This is a genomic window from Sinosporangium album, from assembly GCF_900100605.1.
GTDB lineage: Bacteria > Actinomycetota > Actinomycetes > Streptosporangiales > Streptosporangiaceae > Sinosporangium > Sinosporangium album.
Window position 1 is genome coordinate 37,077 of the sequence record NZ_FNCN01000029.1, and the last position, 13,877, is coordinate 50,953.

At 68.0% G+C, this 13,877-nt stretch carries 14 protein-coding genes; 8 read left to right on the plus strand and 6 right to left on the minus strand.

Annotated elements, in window-relative coordinates; translation table 11 throughout:
- Positions 1 to 6: 6 nt before the first annotated feature.
- Positions 7 to 807 (minus strand): SMI1/KNR4 family protein, encoded by an 801-nt coding sequence (locus BLQ73_RS23945; RefSeq protein WP_338056649.1) that lies wholly within the window; start codon positions 805 to 807, stop codon positions 7 to 9.
- 99 nt (positions 808 to 906) lie between these two features.
- Between BLQ73_RS23945 and BLQ73_RS23950 the strand changes: the two genes are divergently transcribed.
- The gene (locus BLQ73_RS23950; protein ID WP_143020408.1) at positions 907 to 1,629 is read left to right on the plus strand and encodes a hypothetical protein; all 723 of its coding nucleotides are present in this window, start codon (positions 907 to 909) and stop codon (positions 1,627 to 1,629) included.
- Here the strand turns inward: BLQ73_RS23950 and BLQ73_RS23955 are convergent.
- Complete coding sequence (locus BLQ73_RS23955) at positions 1,617 to 2,219, minus strand: GrpB family protein (protein ID WP_093173587.1); 603 nt, start codon at positions 2,217 to 2,219, stop codon at positions 1,617 to 1,619. The two genes, BLQ73_RS23950 and BLQ73_RS23955, sit on opposite strands and share 13 nt — an antisense overlap.
- A gap of 105 nt (positions 2,220 to 2,324) precedes the next feature.
- Here BLQ73_RS23955 and BLQ73_RS23960 point away from each other — a divergent pair, with 105 nt between their 5' ends.
- Positions 2,325 to 2,735, plus strand: coding sequence for a GNAT family N-acetyltransferase (locus BLQ73_RS23960; RefSeq protein WP_093173589.1), 411 nt, complete (start codon positions 2,325 to 2,327; stop codon positions 2,733 to 2,735).
- Between the two features lie 46 nt (positions 2,736 to 2,781).
- Here BLQ73_RS23960 and BLQ73_RS23965 read toward each other — a convergent pair whose 3' ends face one another.
- Positions 2,782 to 3,189, minus strand: a complete 408-nt coding sequence (locus tag BLQ73_RS23965) for a TIGR03668 family PPOX class F420-dependent oxidoreductase (protein ID WP_093173590.1) — start codon at positions 3,187 to 3,189, stop codon at positions 2,782 to 2,784.
- A gap of 250 nt (positions 3,190 to 3,439) precedes the next feature.
- Here BLQ73_RS23965 and BLQ73_RS23970 point away from each other — a divergent pair, with 250 nt between their 5' ends.
- A complete protein-coding gene (locus BLQ73_RS23970; RefSeq protein WP_093173592.1) occupies positions 3,440 to 4,801 on the plus strand; it encodes a PAS domain-containing protein in 1,362 nt (453 codons plus the stop codon).
- 215 nt (positions 4,802 to 5,016) lie between these two features.
- Positions 5,017 to 6,561, plus strand: a complete 1,545-nt coding sequence (locus tag BLQ73_RS23975) for an isopeptide-forming domain-containing fimbrial protein (RefSeq protein ID WP_218125994.1) — start codon at positions 5,017 to 5,019, stop codon at positions 6,559 to 6,561.
- Between the two features lie 103 nt (positions 6,562 to 6,664).
- Here BLQ73_RS23975 and BLQ73_RS23980 read toward each other — a convergent pair whose 3' ends face one another.
- Positions 6,665 to 7,465, minus strand: coding sequence for an SDR family NAD(P)-dependent oxidoreductase (locus BLQ73_RS23980; protein WP_093173594.1), 801 nt, complete (start codon positions 7,463 to 7,465; stop codon positions 6,665 to 6,667).
- A gap of 86 nt (positions 7,466 to 7,551) precedes the next feature.
- On the opposite strand from BLQ73_RS23980, the gene BLQ73_RS23985 reads away from it, so the two are divergent.
- Positions 7,552 to 8,403 (plus strand): helix-turn-helix transcriptional regulator, encoded by an 852-nt coding sequence (locus tag BLQ73_RS23985; RefSeq protein ID WP_093173649.1) that lies wholly within the window; start codon positions 7,552 to 7,554, stop codon positions 8,401 to 8,403.
- 332 nt (positions 8,404 to 8,735) lie between these two features.
- On the plus strand, positions 8,736 to 11,339 hold the full coding sequence (locus BLQ73_RS34705; RefSeq protein WP_093173596.1) for a tetratricopeptide repeat protein: 2,604 nt from the start codon (positions 8,736 to 8,738) through the stop codon (positions 11,337 to 11,339).
- Positions 11,340 to 11,459: 120 nt separating this feature from the next.
- Here BLQ73_RS34705 and BLQ73_RS23995 read toward each other — a convergent pair whose 3' ends face one another.
- Positions 11,460 to 12,056, minus strand: coding sequence for a TetR/AcrR family transcriptional regulator (locus BLQ73_RS23995; protein ID WP_245691332.1), 597 nt, complete (start codon positions 12,054 to 12,056; stop codon positions 11,460 to 11,462).
- Positions 12,057 to 12,135: 79 nt separating this feature from the next.
- Here BLQ73_RS23995 and BLQ73_RS24000 point away from each other — a divergent pair, with 79 nt between their 5' ends.
- Both BLQ73_RS24000 and BLQ73_RS35110 read left to right on the plus strand, forming a co-directional pair.
- Complete coding sequence (locus tag BLQ73_RS24000) at positions 12,136 to 12,969, plus strand: SDR family oxidoreductase (RefSeq protein WP_093173600.1); 834 nt, start codon at positions 12,136 to 12,138, stop codon at positions 12,967 to 12,969.
- Entirely contained in the window at positions 12,893 to 13,213 is a 321-nt protein-coding gene (locus BLQ73_RS35110; RefSeq protein ID WP_218125995.1) for a nucleotidyltransferase domain-containing protein, read from the plus strand. Before BLQ73_RS24000 ends, BLQ73_RS35110 begins: the two co-directional genes overlap by 77 nt.
- Before the next feature lie 70 nt (positions 13,214 to 13,283).
- Here the strand turns inward: BLQ73_RS35110 and BLQ73_RS24005 are convergent, their stop codons facing one another.
- Complete coding sequence (locus BLQ73_RS24005; protein WP_093173602.1) at positions 13,284 to 13,865, minus strand: TetR/AcrR family transcriptional regulator; 582 nt, start codon at positions 13,863 to 13,865, stop codon at positions 13,284 to 13,286.
- Between the last annotated feature and the right edge of the window lie 12 nt (positions 13,866 to 13,877).

The following is a 13,877-nucleotide window of genomic DNA, read 5'->3' on the forward strand; positions in this document are numbered from 1 at the left end:
TGCGCGTTAATACGCCCATTCCAGGACGCCGTTCGGAGTCACGATAGGTCTCCACAAGTTCAATGGCCTGCCGCTTTCCAGGGATTTCGCCACACGTTCGAGGAGCGATACATAGGACGAGTGTCCGGCGTTGTCGGCGAAGATGAGGCCCTCGTCATTGAAGAACTCGCCCACGTGGCCTTCCCGGTCGAGGACGAGGTGGTCACCGCCTGTGTCCTGGGCGAAAGGGATGACACTGGGGTGCCACCAGTAGGCTTCGGGGGCGATGTCGGTGTCGTTGGCGTCCGGGTAGCCTGCCTCGGCCTCGCCGTTCTCGCAGAGGGCGTGCCAGGCGTCGTAGATCTCCTGGGCGGACATCGGCGCATACATCATGCCGAACAGGGATCCGCTTCCTTGGATGACGCCGTTGTGCCGCATCAGCGACGCCTTAAGATCATCGGGCAGACGCAGACCCATGGACCGCTCGAACCGGGCAAGCTCCCGCGGCGCGGCCGGAGGGGCCAAGTCGCTATATGTCCTCGGTGCATTGCTCGCCAACCACCGCTCAAGCCGTATCCACGCCGCCTCAACCCGGCGGGTCGCCGATATGTCCGGGAGACGGAGAGACGGGTGGGGTGGCGAGGGGTTGCAAGGGGATGCCTTGGTCGCGGCGTCGCTGCCCGGGGAGAGTAACGGCACAGGCGGATCTAGACTTCTCGTGGCATCCCCCGCTAAGAGCAGCAGGAGAGCGAGTACGGCCGGAGGCGCGGCGGGCAACGCCCGGCATTTGGCAAGGTTCCACCAGAAGGCGACGCGGGGAAAGGGCACCGGGGGCCTACCGCTCTGAAGCGCGAAAATCTGTTGAGAGAAAGCGGCTGGGGTGAATAGGCTGCGCGGACGTCACAGGATCACACCGAAATGGCTCCCATGGAAAAATCTGACAGGCAGATCATTCCAGACCTGGCTCAATTCGCCAACCGGCCGTGGCAGCGTCTTAACCATCGTGAAGCGCTCGCCGACCTCGTTCGCCTCGGCTGGATTCCCTGCGGTATCGGAGACTGGGCCGTCGCCGTACGCTCCCCGGACGGGCGACTGGCGGCGCGGGTCTGCCCGTTCGACCCCGCCTACGAGGCGTTCCTGGAACTCTGCCGGCGCTGCCCCGGAAACCCCTACCTCCCGGACGTCGCCTACAGCGCGGTCCTCGACGGCGGAGCCACCATCGCCGTGCTCGACCACCTCGCACCCGCAAAAGAACCCCAGGCTGCCGAACTCGCCCGGCAATGGAACGCCGAAGACGGCGCCCCGGAAGAACTCGACGCCGTCCGCCGTGCCGCCCAGGCGATCGACGGGGAATACCGCACCCACACCCCATGGTGGGACGGCATCGACCTCAACGAGAACAACGTACGGCAACGCCACGACGGCCACCCCGTGGTCATCGACGTCTTCTGCATGGACGGAGAAGCGCTGTACGGGCAGATCCTCAAAGACGCATCGGTCGTGCGTGAACGCATGGGGGAGGCGCGGACACGCCACGTGCTGGACATCCCCTACATCGCCCGGGAAAGCACTCCCGAAGAGATCGAAACCCTGCGCCGGGCCTGGGGACAGGCTGCGAGGCCCCAGAATTCAACGGTCTACAGTGCCTGACCGCCCAACGCCCGCCTAAGAATCTCTTCGACCACCTCGGTCTTGGCGTCGGCGTAGTTCTGCAGATACTTCCACTCGCGGCCGGCCAGGTCTCGCTTCACCCGCGCATACAGGTCGCGGTCGGCCTCGTGGCGGCGCAGGTGGTCCCGAAACCCCAGCATCCGCTCGATCTCCGGGCACCCCGCCGACAGCACATGCAGCGTCACGGCGGGATCGGCGCCCGGCCGGCGGAAAACCCGATGCTCGTACCAGTCAGGCTCGCGGATCGCGAGAACGAAGCCCGCCCGCTCCATGGATGGAACATACGCCGGCTCGTCGGCCGAATCCCGGAGGACCAACAGCATGTCGATCACAGGTTTGGCCGGGAGACCCGGCACCGACGTCGAGCCGACGTGTTCGAGCCGCAGCACATCGATTCCCAGAGCGGAGCGCACACGTGCGGCTTCCCGCTCGTAATGAGCCGGCCATTCTAAATCGTAATCCGCGATGAATACATTCCCGTCGATCCGGGGTGGTCCTTCGATGTGGGCCGCCTCGATCTCTTCCTCCCTCATAGAAGTCCGAGGAATATTCTTGCCCTGCTCCGGCATGGTGAGCGACTCCCATTCACGCTTCGCCGCGCGTCGCGACGCGCGGCGCCGCCCATCTGATGATTAACGATTCGTCTATCGCGTCTCGATGCCATACTTCCAGGCATGAAGATCCGCCGTATCACAGACCTGGACGACGTCGTCGCCGCAGGTCACCTCTTCGACTCCACGCCCCTGGCCGAAGCCACCCAGCGGTTCCTCGACGACGAGCGCCACCATCTGCTCATAGCCTACGTGGACGATCAACCTGTGGGCATGGTCACCGGCGTCGAGATGACGCACCCCGACAAGGGCACCGAGATGTTCGTCTACGAACTCGGCGTCGAAGAGCCCTTCCAGAAGCGGGGCATCGCCAAGGCCCTGGTCTCGGCGCTCGGCGCCCTCGGCCACTCGCGCGGCTGCCACGGCATGTGGACCGCGACAGGCGAGGACAACGCCGCGGCCGTCGCCACCTACAGCAGCGTCGGCGCCGCGACCGAAAAGGGGCAGGTCGTTTTCGGCTGGCGCTGGGAGTGAGCCGCCCAGGTGGAGCTTCCGGCGCCGCTCGACGCCAGGCTCACCATCACGAATAAGACCAGTGGGTCCAGTGGCTCACGGTGATGAAGATGAGCGGGCCTTGGGGCGCCCGCTCCCTGTATTGCGGGTACTTCTCGGCGAGTCGGCGTAGGGCGGGCTCCCGTCCTGCGCCGTCGCGGACCTCAGCGTGGCCGTCTCCCCGGATCCACCACAGCTGCGTCCAGTCGTCGGCGTAGTGGTCGACCAGGAGTGACACGTTGGGGTTCTCCTGGATGTTGTGGAGCCGGCGCAGGCCGTACGTCTTCTTGGGCTTGTGGTCCACCGCGGTGACGACCGAGTCGCCCGCCGCGACGAAAGTGATGGGCACGATGTGGGGCACGCCGCTCGCCGCCACCGTGGCCAGCCTCGCCACCCTGGCGTCGGACAGTTTTTCCTGAAGTAGTTCTTGGTCCATTTTTCGGGTTTCCTTTTACCGTTTCCCGCGCGGCTATCGTATTCCCGCGTCGTCGGCCAGAGGCCAAGGTCCCTAAAGCTACCGGGCGAGCGCCATTATGCCCCGCAGGCCCGGCCGCGATGGCGATGGCGAACATCACACTGCGCGACTTGCGATTGCGCACACCCCGGACTGGAGGTCTACTACAGGCAGCGGCACCAATTGCTGGTGCGCCCGCCGAGTGGTTTCTCGGCAGTTCGGGAGGTTGAAGATGAGTGTCGGCGAATTGATTGTGCCCACGGGAGTGGAACAGGCCATCGGCGCGCACGAGCTTTTCTTCTCCACCACCGACAGACACGGACTAATCCGTACGGGAAATTCCGTCTTCGTCCGGACCTCTCGCTTCTCCCTGCACGAGCTCACAGGCGCCCCCCACAACATCGTCCGCCACCCCGACATGCCCGCCGGTGTCTTCCGGCTCATGTGGGACCGCCTGCTCAGCGGGCGTCCCGCAGGCGCCTACGTGCAGAACCTCGCCAAAGACGGAAGCCGCTACTGGGTTTTCGCCACCATGACCCCGCTGGCTGAAGGCTTCCTGTCGGTGCGTATGGCCCCGCGCGGCGAACTGTTCGAAGCCGTCAAACAGGCATACGAACGTGTGGCCTCCGCCGAACGCGACGCCGCTCAACGCCACGGCGCGAACAGGCGCGAGGTGGCGCTCATCGGCAAGGAACGCCTCGAAAGCCTGCTGAGCGAGATTGGGTTCGACTCACACGACGCCTTCCTCACCACCGCACTCACCACCGAGGTCGCCGCCCGAGGCCTCCTGGCCTCCGCGACCTACGGCCGCCCCTGGGCGCAAGGCCCCATCGCCGAAGTGCTGGCCGGAGCCGGATCCCTGGAGACACGACTCGCCGGCCTCGTGGAACGACTGGACGGCTACCGCACGCTCTGCGAACGGCTCACCTGGTCGTCCAGCCGAGTGCTCGCGGTCGCCCGACGCCTCGACCGCGCCGTGGACGCCGCCCAAACCGCCTCCGAAATGGTCGCCGACAACGCACCCGTCCTGCACAACGTCGCCCGCGTCATGGCCACACCCACCCATACCGCCGTCCTCGCCCTCGAACGCCTCGCGCCCGCACTCGCCGCCCTCCGCGCCGACGTCACAGACCTGCGATTCCGTATCGCCCTCGCCGGCCTGCACAACGACATGGTCGCCGCCTTCGCCGCCGAAGTCGTCGACGGCATAGCACCGGCCACCTCTCTGGACGAGGTGCCCTTGCTGTGCGACGCCGTACACGAAAACGTGCTGGAAATGTCGGCGAAAGCCCAACAGGTCAGCCAGGCTATGCGTGATGTCGTCTCCGGCTTCGCCGAAGCCGGAGAACGGCTGAGCGAATTCCGCCGCTTCCTCGGCCAATGGCGCATCCTCGTCATGCGGCACAAAGCCGAAGACGCACTCGGCGACCTGGTGCAGCCGATCGACGAGGAGTTCGCCGCTAGCTGGGACGGCGTCGAAATGCTCCACGCGCTCGGCGCCGAAGTGGCGGCATTCGCCGTACCTTTCGACGTCGCGGCGCTGGAAACCCAGGTCAGCCGAATCCGCACCGCCGCCATGGTGCCCCCGCGGTGACCCTACGGCTAAAAGCTGAAATCCACACCCAGCACGTCCGATGTCGTCACTGCCGACATTCCGCAGAGAGCAAGATCGCGCCAATAGTTGGCAGGGTGGGCCGTGTCGCCTCCCTCTCGATGATCTCTTCGGGCGAGTCTCCGTGCGGTGCCAGTGCCGCTCCTACGGCGCTGGCGGACGGAGTCTGATTCCGCCCGACGAGAGGAAACAGCAATATGAAACGCGTCCTCCGGATGTGTTACCCGGTCATCGCTCTGGCGACAGCGGCCTTGCCAGCGGCCCTGTCCGACGCGGCGGTGGCCGGCACCGCGCCAGGACGGGCACAGGCCGACCTGACCCGTATGGTCGCGCAGACCGCACCGAATCCTGCCGATTGCCCGGGGCGAGTGGCGTTGATCAACGGCGGCTTCGAGACCCCCGTCGTGACGGGTGTGCCGTGGGGTTTCTACCCCGACGCCTCACAGAACCGCCCGAACGGGGTGCCGGGCTGGCGGACGACTGCCCCCAGTCACCTGATCGAACTCTGGAGTCCGCGGATGGGCGTTCCGTCCATCGAAGGCAACCAGTTCGCCGAACTGAACGCCTCCGAGGTCGCCACCCTCTACCAGGACCACGCGACCACCCCAGGGCAGAAGCTGTACTGGCGGCTGTCCCACCGGGGCCGTCTCGGCACCGACACCATGGCCCTCGACATCGGCGCTCCAGGGAGCCCGGTGCAGCAGGGCACCATGTCCGACGGCGCCGCCAGGTGGGGCACCTACACGGGCACCTACACCGTGCCCGAGGGGCAGACGACGACCCGGTTCGCCTTCCGCTCCATCTCCGCGGCGGGCGGGAACCCCGGCATCGGCAACTTCCTCGACGATGTCTTCTTCGGCACCGCGCCCTGCGTCGTCCTGAGCAAGGCCGCGAGTCCGCCGGGCCCCGTGAACGTCGGCGATGTGATCACCTACCGGCTGACGGCCGTCAACAAGGGCGGCGACGCGGCTGAGAACGTACGGCTGACCGACGCCATCCCGGCGGGGACCACATTCGTGCCCGGCTCCCTCCAGGTCGTCAGCGGCCCGAACGCCGGAGCCAAGACCGACCAGGGCGGTGACGACCAGGCCCAGTTCGACCCCGCCACCGGAAAGGTCACCTTCACCCTGGGCAACGGGGCCACCGCCAGCGCCGGGGGCCGCGTGCCCAACAGCGACGCCCTCGCCGACGGCACCACCGTGCAGTTCCAGGTCAAGGTCGGCCGGGCCGCCGCAGGCCGTACGGTCACCAACCAGGGCACGGTCAACTACGAGAACCGGCTCGGCCCCGAGCCCGAGCCCTTGACCTCCACCAGCGGCGACATCGCCACCGAGGTCAACCCGGCCGTGGACCTGAGCGTGGTCAAATCCGCCGAACACACACGGGTCACCGTCGGCGGGACAGTCACCTACCACGTGTCCGTCCGCAACGCCGGGCCCAACGACGCCACCGGCGTCGTCGTCGAGGACACCCTCCCCGCCGGCCTCACCCTCGTGTCGGCCACGCCCTCCACAGGCACCTACACCGGCGACACCTGGACAGTGGGCTCACTCCCCGCCGGAGCCACGGCAACCCTGACCGTCAAGGCCAAGGCCACCTCGGTCGCCGAAACCACCAACACCGCGACCGCCACCGGCAGCGAACTCGACCTCGACCCCACCAACAACAGCGACGGCGTCAAAGTCTGCATCGACCCCGCACCCGCCTGCCCCTACTGCGCCCCGGTGAGGGCCCAGAAGTAAGAAACCTGACCTCTTGGGATCGGACGTCCTGCCGCGAGTCGCTCACGGCAGGACGCCGCCTTCAAAGGCTCTGACCTCTGCCCCGGGAACGGGTGTCCTCGGCTCACGCCTGCATGCCGCCGTCGACCCGGAGGACCGTGCCGGTCACGTAGGAGGAGCGGTCGCTGAGGAGCCAGGCAGCGGCCTGAGCGATCTCGTCGGGGTCGGCGGCGCGTCGCAGCGGGGTCCGTGCGTTGAGGCGCTCGACTACGCCGGGGGTGGCGTCGTCCCACGCGCGGATCATTTCGGTGAGCGTGGTGCCGGGTGCAATGGCGTTGACGCGGATGCCTTCCGGGCCGTAGGTGACGGCGGCTGACTCGGTGAGGCTGTTGACGGCCCGCTTCATCGCGCCGTAGGCGGGCAATTCGGGGTTGCCCGTCAGGCTTCCGACACTGGAGTTGTTGACGATGGCCCCGGTCCCGGCGGTGGCCCGGATGGCGGCGACCTCGGCGACCATGGCCAGCCACGTGCCCTTCAGGGTCACAGCGTAGATGTGGTCGAAGTCGGTCTCCCGGACTTGGTCCATCGGTCCGGGCGGCACGTTCGCCGCGGCGTTGTTGAAGGCGACGTCGAGCCGGCCGTACAGGTCCACGGTGCGGTCGACGGCGGCGCGCACGCTGGTCGCGTCGGCCAGGTCGCACACCACGTAGTCCGCGGTGCCGCCCGCTGCTCGGACCTCCTCGGTCACTGCCCTCAGCTGGTCCTCCGTTCTGGCCGCGAGCAGCACGTGGGCGCCCTCCCGGGCGAACAGTCGCGCGGCGGCGGCGCCGATACCGCGTCCTGCACCGGTGATGAAGGCGACCTTGCCGGCCAGCAGGCCCAGGGCGCTGGAGGTGGATTCGTCGGTAGTCGGTGTGTTGTCCATGGCAGCGATCCTGCGTCCGGCCACCGAGCGTATCCAGGCACCGGCGGTATCTGGATAGGGGCAGCAGCACCCTCACAATGGAGATCATGGACAGGCGAGAACTGGCCGACTTCCTGCGCAGCAGGCGCGAGCGGATCACCCCGGCCGACGTTGGGCTGCCCGCCGGGCCACGCCGCCGCACCCCCGGGTTGCGCCGTGAGGAAGTGGCCCAACTGGCGTTCATCTCGACCGAGTACTACACGCGGCTGGAGCAGGCCCGCGCCCCGCGCCCGTCGCGCGAGGTACTGGCCGGGCTGGCCCGCGCCCTACGCCTGTCGGATGCCGAACGCGACCACCTCCACCACCTCGCCGGCGCCCCGCCCGGACCGCCCGCCGGGCCCTCCATAGAGGTGCGCCAGAGCATCCTCGACCTGCTGCACCGGCTGCCGCAGGCCGCGGCGATCGTCATGTCCGCAACGTACGAGGTGATCGCTTGGAATGATCTGGCGGCTGCCCTGCTGGAGGATTTCTCCGCCCTGTTGCGGCATGAGCGCAACCTCGTGCGCCGCGTCTTCCTCCCACCACACCCGCTGGAGCGGCGGCTGTACGGCCTGCCGGACGCGGATGCGTTCGCCCGCACCGCGGCCCATCACCTGCGCGCCGCAGCCGCCCGCTACCCCGACGATCCCGAAGTGGTCGGGCTGGTGGCCGAACTCCTCTCCGGCAGCGAGGAGTTCGCCCAACTGTGGGCCTCCCACGACGTACACACTGAGCCGACCCTGCGCAAGACCATCAACCACCCGTTGGTCGGCCCTATCACCGTCAACTGCGACGTGCTCGACATCACCGACAGGGACCAGCGGGTCGTGATCTACACGGCCGATCCCGGCTCACCGTCGGAGGAGGCGTTGCGGCTGCTGTCGGTGATCGGCACGCAGCGCATGGATGTGCCCGGCTGAGTTGAGCCAGGTGGCGGTCTGGCAGTGGGGTGGGCATCGGCCATCAAGCTCATTCGATCGGACGCGCGAACCGTCGGACGGTTTCCCGGGCTGGCGATCAGATGTCCGTCCCGACGGCGACGCCCTCGCAGCCCCGGCGGCGGCTAAGGGCGGCGCGACGAGCAGCCGCCTTCGGCGCGCCACGCTTGTCACCAGCGAAAACTCGTGCACCACGTCCGTGGACGGAACCCTCCGGACTGGCTGACGGGCACCTAGACCTATGCCAGGTGATTTGCGATTGGATAACCGGGCGCGTCCGGTCGGCTGATGTGATCTATACACGTTGTGTGGGCATGTGGTGGTGGGCGCTTCGGTTTCTGGGCGCGCTGGCCGGTGCGGGCGTGGCGGCGGCTATCGCGGCAGCGGCCGACGGTAAGACGTGGTGGCCGGTGGCCGGTGCCTTTCTGGGAGCAGTGGGCACATCGTTCGCGCCGTCGCTGCTGGAGCGGTGGCGAACCCGGCGGATTGCACACGCCACCGCCGCGCGGGCCGCGGAGCTGGGCCCGGACAGCGCGCCGGCACTGCTTTTGCGCCACTCCGAAGCGGTGGTGCCGTTCACCGGGCGGGAGAGGGAGCTGGCCGAGCTGCTGGCCTGGTGCTCAGACCCGGACGCGGGACGGTTGCGGCTGCTGGTGGGGCCCGGCGGAGTCGGCAAGTCGAGGCTGGCGGCGGAGCTGTACGAGCGGCTGGACCGCTCATGGGGCTATCTGGAGATCGCCGACGAGGCCGAGGCCGACGCGCTGTCACGGTTGCGGGAGGTGAGCGGCGGGCGGCTACTGGTGGTCGTCGACTATGCGGAGACGCGGACCGGGCTTGCCGGGCTGCTGAACGAGGCGGCGGCCGACGAGGGGAGCCGACTGCGGGTCCTGCTACTGGCGCGCAGTGCCGGGGAGTGGTGGCGTCAGCTCGGCGGGCAGTCGGCGAGGGTACGCCGGATGGTGTCCCAGGCCGGTGAGGGCATGGAGCTGGCCGAGCAGGTCGCCGGCGGTCTTTCCGATCAAGAGGTGGTGATGCGGGCGGTCCCGCATTTCGCGCGGGCGTTGGGGGCGGAGGTGCCGGAGGGGATGGAAGTGGAGCTGGGCCGAGGGCCTCACCGGGTGCTGGACCTGCATGCGGTGGCGCTGGTGGCGGTGCTGCGCTCCATGCCGCACGGAAGCGGTGCGGGTCCGGCTCGGGTGGGGGCGGAGGATGTGCTGGAGGAGCTGCTGGGGCATGAGCGGCGGTTCTGGTTGCGAACCGCCCAGGCGCGCGGGTTCACCTCGGGTACCGACGGGCTGAGTACGGCGGCGCTGGAGCAGACGGTGGCGGCGGGGACACTGCTGGGGGCCCGGAGCCGGGCTCAGGCGGCCGAGGTGGTGGGGAGGGTTCCCGACGGGACGGCGTCGGTGGCGGTGGCCGACTGGCTCCGGGAGTTGTATCCCCCCGGTACGGCTGACGACCGGGAATGGTTAGGGCGGCTGCGGCCGGACAGGCTGGCAGAGCTGCACGTTACGCGCCAGTTCAGCGGCTCTCCGGAGCTTCTGGAGGCCTGTCTTGAAGGGCTGGACGCCCATCAGGGGCGGCGGGCGCTGGTGATGCTGGCGCGGGCGGCCCACGAGTTGGACGAGGCGGGGGAAATCTTGCAGCGGCTGCTTCCGCGGGTGGCCGGTGAGGTAGGCGGGCTCGTCGCGCCACGGGAGACCTTGGTGGCTCTGTATGAGGCGCTCCCCTTCCCTTCTGCGGTCTTGGCCGAGGCACAAGCGCTGTTGGCGAAGCGGCTGCTCATCAGCGTCCCGGATGGCGATGACGGGGAGCGGGCCCGCTGGCTGACCGCGTTCGGCCAACATGTTTCGCGCTTAGGCCGCCCGGCCGAAGCCCTGCGTGCCACTCAAGAAGCGGTCGACATCTACCGGGAGTTGGCCGGGCACTACCCCGACCGCTACCGCCCCGATCTCGCCGACTCCCTGGACAACCTCGGCAACCGCTTGTCGGGCTTGGGCCTCCTAGTCGAAGCTTTGCGTGCCGCCCAAGAGGCCGTCGACATCCGCCGGGAGTTGGCCGGGCACTACCCTGACCACTTCCACCCCGGCCTCGCCGACTCCCTGGACAACCTCGGCAACCATTTGTGGGAGACGGGCCGCCCGGCCGAAGCCGTTCGCGCCGCCCTGGAAGCCGTGGACATCCGCCGGGAGTTGGCCGGGCGCTACCCCGACCGCTACCGCCCCGGCCTCGCCAACTCCCTGAGCAACCTTGGCAACCATTTGCGGGCAACGGGCCTTCTGACCGAAGCCCTGAATGTCACCCGGGAGGCCGTCGACATCCGCCGGGAGTTGGCCGCGTGCTACCCCGACCGCTACCGTCCCGATCTCGCCATGTCCCTGAACAACCTCGGCGTCTTCCTGTCGGAGATGGGCCTTCTGGCCGAAGCCCTGAACGTCACCCGGGAGGCCGTCGACATCTACCGGGAGTTGGCCGGGCACTACCCGGACCGCTACCGTCCCGATCTCGCTATGTCCCTGAACAACCTCGGCATCCGCTTGTCGGAGACGGGTCTCCTGGCCGAAGCCCTCAATGTCACCCGGGAGGCCGTCGACATCCGCCGGGGGTTGGCCGAGTGCTACCCCGACCGCTACCGCCCCGGCCTCGCCAGCTCTCTGAACAACCTCGGCAACCATCTGTCGGAGGCGGGCCTTCTGGCCGAAGCCTTGGATGCCGCCCGGGAGGCCGTCGACATCCGCCGGGGGCTGGCCGAGCGCTACCCCGACCGCTACCGCCTCGATCTCGCCATGTCCCTGAACAACCTCGGCGTCTTCCTGGCGGAGAAGGGCCTCAAAGCCGAAGCTCTACGTGCCGCCCAAGAAGCGGACGACATCCACCGCGAGCCGGCCGCGCGCCACCCCGACTCGCCGACTCCCTGAACAACCTCGGCAACAGAACGCGACGCCGGTCGAGCGGCCCGTGGGCGTGATCTGCCGGAGGCGGCAGTTGTCGTGGGGGTTGAAGCACGTCGCACGCCTTTGAGGTACGGCGCGCCGGCCTCAGGTGGCTTTCAAGGAGTCGAGCCAGGCGAGCAGACGGGCGCCCTCTCGATCCATGACGCCCGGGTCCCGCAGGGCGTTGGCCAGCAGGGACATGCCCTGGTAGGCACTTACCAGCGTCAGGGCCAGGCCGTCGGGTTCCGGCTGGTCCAGTTCGTGGAACTGCCGCTCCACCCAGGCGAGCAGCAACCGGATGACCCTGCCCGCCTCGACGTCCAGGCCACCCTCGTCGCGCTTATCCAGCTCAACAGCGAGTGTGCCGGTCGGGCAGCCGTACCGGGCGGCGAGGTCACGCTGGCTTACCCAGGCATTGATCAAACCCTTGAGGCGCTCACGGGGGTCGGGGAGCCGGTCCAGGCCGCTGGTAAGCAGGTCCAGTTGCCGCGCGTGCTCGGATAGCGCGGCGGTGACGAGCTCGTCCTTGGTCTTGAAGTAGTAGTACACGTTGCCTACGGGAACATCGGCTACGCGCGCTATGTCGGCGATGGTGGTGCGCTCGGCGCCCTGTCGGTACACGACGTCGGCGGCGGCCCTCATGAGCCGCTGCCGCTTGGCGCCGGCCGCTCTGCCCCTGGCGGACTCTTTCAAGTCAGTCACCTCACTAACTATAGGACCTCACCCCGTGCTAGGGTCCTTCTGAGTCAGTCAACCAACTAACAGTGTGGAGAAGGCTCTAATGATCGTTGTCACAGGCGCCACCGGGAATGTCGGCCGCGCGCTGGTCCGTATCCTCGTCGAGCAGGGCCGCGAGGTGACCGCCGTCTCCCGCCGCATCACCCAGGCCGACGTGCCCCTCGGTGTTCGCACGGTCGCCGCCGACCTCTCGCAGCCGTCCGTCGGCGTACCCTCCGAGGTTGACGCGGTCTTCCTGCTGGTCGGCGGAGACCTGATGATGACCGGCGACCCCGCCCAGGTCGTCGCCTCCTTCTCAGGCGCGGGCAAGATCGTCCTGCTCTCCTCCCAAGCGGTGGCCACCCGCCCGGACTCCTTGTCACACGGCCAGGCCTTCGCCGCCTTCGAACAGGCCGTCATGGATTCCGACGTCGAGTGGACCATCTTGCGGCCCGGCGGCTTCGCCTCCAACGCCTACGCCTGGGCGTCCCCCATCAAGGCGACCCGCACGACCGCCGCGCCCTTCGGCGAAGTCGGACTCCCCGTCATCGATCCTGACGACATCGCCGCCGTGGCCGCCGCCACCCTGACTCAGCCGGGCCACGCGAAAGCAATCTACGAACTGACCGGCCCCGCGCTCATCACGCCACGCCAGCGCGCCGCCGCCATCGGCGAGGCCATCGGCGAGCATGTCACCTTCATCGACCAGACTCGAGAGGAGGCCCGCGCCCAGATGCTCACCTTCATGCCTGCCCCGGTGGCCGACACCACCCTCGATATTCTCGGCACTCCAACCGTGCGAGAGCAGACCGTCAGCCCCGATGTCGAGAAGATCCTCGGTCGCGCCCCCGGCACCTTCGCCGACTGGGCCAAGCGCAACGCCGCAGCCTTCCGCTGATGCAGGTGCCCAGCAGATTCCGGCGGGTGACAGCGCGGGGTCTAGCGCGGCCCTCGAAGTCTCCCAGGGTCCAAGCCCAGGTTGGCGTGGCCCACTACGCTGCGCACGTGAACGCCGACGTAGCCCTCGCGATCTACAGCGACTCGCCGCCGAGAGTGTCCCCAACTGGATTGATGGCGGGTGGTGCGTTGACGCACTTCTCGGCAAGCAGACTCGCGAACACGCCGACTTGACGAAGTGCTAGCCACAGCGCACTGAACAGGGTTCATCGCTGTTGCTCGCATCTTCCACGTAACGAGAACGACCGCATGAGGCTAGAGCAGGTACGGCCGGAGCAGTTGATCGAACCGTGCTTTCATAGAGTCGATCAAGGCCCCGTCCCGGTGAATGGCCCAGCGGATCATCGCGCCGTGATAGGTGACCTCGATCAGCTCCGCTAGGGCCGTGATGTTCGCGTGGGGTGCAAGCTCGTGGCTCGCTACTGCCTCATCGAGGCGTTCGGCGATCTTCGCTCGGAGTCGGACGGAGCCATCGCGGGTGGACTCATGGAACTCAGGGTCGGCCAGCGATATCTGGAGCAGGGAGACGGAGTTGGCCATCTCTTCGCCGGATGTCGCTGGGTCCACCGTGTACACGAGCCCGGCGATCAGCCGGTCAAGGGCCGAGCCGCCCGGCGGGATGCTGTCCATGCCGCCGACCCATCGCTCGACCGCCCACTGATCTGCAGCGAGCAGCAACGCCCGTTTGGAGCCGAAACGCTGCACCAGGGTCGATGCGGACAGTCCGACCTCGGCGGCTGCGGAAGCGAGGGTCAGCTTGGCTGGTCCGATGCGCTGAACGAGCCTGATAACGCTCGCCAGAATAGTCTCGTCGCTGACGGTCTTGGTTCGAGGCATCGGATGGGGGCC

What these genes read in the sequence shown, in the direction of transcription:
- BLQ73_RS23950 (WP_143020408.1), top strand. Translation starts at nt 907, where the DNA reads ATGGAAAAATCTGACAGGCAGATCATTCCAGACCTGGCTCAATTCGCC.
- BLQ73_RS23955 (WP_093173587.1), bottom strand. Translation starts at nt 2,219, where the DNA reads ATGCCGGAGCAGGGCAAGAATATTCCTCGGACTTCTATGAGGGAGGAA.
- BLQ73_RS23960 (WP_093173589.1), top strand. Translation starts at nt 2,325, where the DNA reads ATGAAGATCCGCCGTATCACAGACCTGGACGACGTCGTCGCCGCAGGT.
- BLQ73_RS23965 (WP_093173590.1), bottom strand. Translation starts at nt 3,189, where the DNA reads ATGGACCAAGAACTACTTCAGGAAAAACTGTCCGACGCCAGGGTGGCG.
- BLQ73_RS23970 (WP_093173592.1), top strand. Translation starts at nt 3,440, where the DNA reads ATGAGTGTCGGCGAATTGATTGTGCCCACGGGAGTGGAACAGGCCATC.
- BLQ73_RS23975 (WP_218125994.1), top strand. Translation starts at nt 5,017, where the DNA reads ATGAAACGCGTCCTCCGGATGTGTTACCCGGTCATCGCTCTGGCGACA.
- BLQ73_RS23980 (WP_093173594.1), bottom strand. Translation starts at nt 7,465, where the DNA reads ATGGACAACACACCGACTACCGACGAATCCACCTCCAGCGCCCTGGGC.
- BLQ73_RS23985 (WP_093173649.1), top strand. Translation starts at nt 7,552, where the DNA reads ATGGACAGGCGAGAACTGGCCGACTTCCTGCGCAGCAGGCGCGAGCGG.
- BLQ73_RS34705 (WP_093173596.1), top strand. Translation starts at nt 8,736, where the DNA reads ATGTGGTGGTGGGCGCTTCGGTTTCTGGGCGCGCTGGCCGGTGCGGGC.
- BLQ73_RS24000 (WP_093173600.1), top strand. Translation starts at nt 12,136, where the DNA reads ATGATCGTTGTCACAGGCGCCACCGGGAATGTCGGCCGCGCGCTGGTC.
- BLQ73_RS35110 (WP_218125995.1), top strand. Translation starts at nt 12,893, where the DNA reads ATGTCGAGAAGATCCTCGGTCGCGCCCCCGGCACCTTCGCCGACTGGG.
- BLQ73_RS24005 (WP_093173602.1), bottom strand. Translation starts at nt 13,865, where the DNA reads ATGCCTCGAACCAAGACCGTCAGCGACGAGACTATTCTGGCGAGCGTT.